The following is a 1,497-nucleotide window of genomic DNA, read 5'->3' on the forward strand; positions in this document are numbered from 1 at the left end:
CGTCCGGCCCGGGGGACCGTCCAGAGCGTCTGCCCCCGCACCCCCCATCCCCGCAGCAGGGCGTTGGCGGCGAGGAACCCACTCGTCGCCGCACGTTCCATCAGGGCCACCGGGAGGTCCGTGGCGACCAGGTCGCCCGCCATCACCACCCGGGGGTCGGGCGTCCGCACCCGGGGCCTGTCCGGGTAGCCCCCCACCGGGAACAGGGGGCAGTCCGCACGCCACTCGTGCCGGACGTCCACGAGGCGCGCGCCCACGGTCTCGGGGTAGACCCGGTGCAACTGGGCGACCACCTCGGCCTGCACGCCCTCGCGGTCCGCGCCGGGGTCCACGGCGTAGGCGTGGAGTTCGACGACCGACCCGCCGCAGCGCCGCGACCACCGGGCCGCCTCGCCCTCCCAGCGTTCGAGCACGCTGATGTTGTCCAGCGGCCCGTACCCGCTCGTGCCGAGGAAGCCGGGCCGCTCCCGTGCCACGGGCCGGTCCAGCCAGAGCCGGGACACCAGGAACGGCGGGGCGGTGCGCAGCCGGGAGATCCGCGCCCGCCAGTCCGCGTCCCCCAGCCCCGGCGACGCGGCGACGACCCGCGTCAGCCCGCCGGTGTCCAGGGCGAGGACGACCGCGTCGTGGCGCCGGGTCCGGCCGCCGGCGGTCACGTCGAGCCCCGTGCCCGCCACCGGGGTCACCCGCTCCACCGCCGTCCCGGTACGTACCTGGACGCCGTGCCCCTCCAGGTACCACCCCAGCGGATCCCAGAGTGCCTGGGGGAACGGCTCGTCCGGCACGTCGAACAGCAGGCCCTCGCTCGATCCGAGGAAGTAGATGTGGAACATCAGGACGAGCTCGGCGGCCGACAGTTCCCGCGGATCGGCGAAGAAGCTCCGCGAGAACACCTCGAAGGCCAGGTGGTGGGCAGCCTCCGGGAAGCGGATCCGGGTCAGGAAGTCGCGGGCGCTCGTCCCGTCGAGCCGTTCGTAGACCTCGGGCACCCGTACGTCGAGCAGGGGCAGCGCCGCACGCGGGTGCATCCGGAACAGGTCGCCCCAGCCGAACGCGGGGCTCAGCGCGACGAAGCCCAGGGCGCTGAGGGGCGGGGTGCGCGGCACACGGGCGAAGCTGTCGTGGAGTCCGGAGCTGTGCCGCAGCGGGTAGTCCGGGAGCGGGGTCAGGGTGGTGAGCCCCGGGTCCACCCGGCGCAGCAGCCCGCGCAGGTTGTAGTACTGCCGGAAGAAGGCGTGGAAGCCCCTGCTCATGGTGGCCGCCGAGCCGTCGGCCAACCGCACCGGCCACCCCGCCAGCCGGCCGCCCAGCCGTGTCCCGCTCTCGTACAGGGTGACGTGCGCGCCCCGCTCGGCCAGGGCGGTGGCCGCCGACAGCCCGGCGATGCCGCCGCCGACCACGGCGACCCCGGGCGCGGCGCCCGGGAACCGCTCGGCACCCCCCGGCGGCCGCCGCACGGCCGCGCGCCGGTCCCTGCCCCGCCGGGGCGCCCCGCCC

The 1,497-nt window shown here is 76.3% G+C and carries 1 protein-coding gene; it reads right to left on the reverse strand.

The annotated features are described in order from the left end of the window. The coding region (locus tag ABZ371_RS32555) for an FAD-dependent oxidoreductase (protein ID WP_358686531.1) at positions 1-1,497 on the reverse strand (1,497 nt) is incomplete at both ends.

It is taken from the genome of Streptomyces sp. NPDC005899 (assembly GCF_040629645.1).
In the GTDB taxonomy this organism is placed as follows: domain Bacteria; phylum Actinomycetota; class Actinomycetes; order Streptomycetales; family Streptomycetaceae; genus Streptomyces.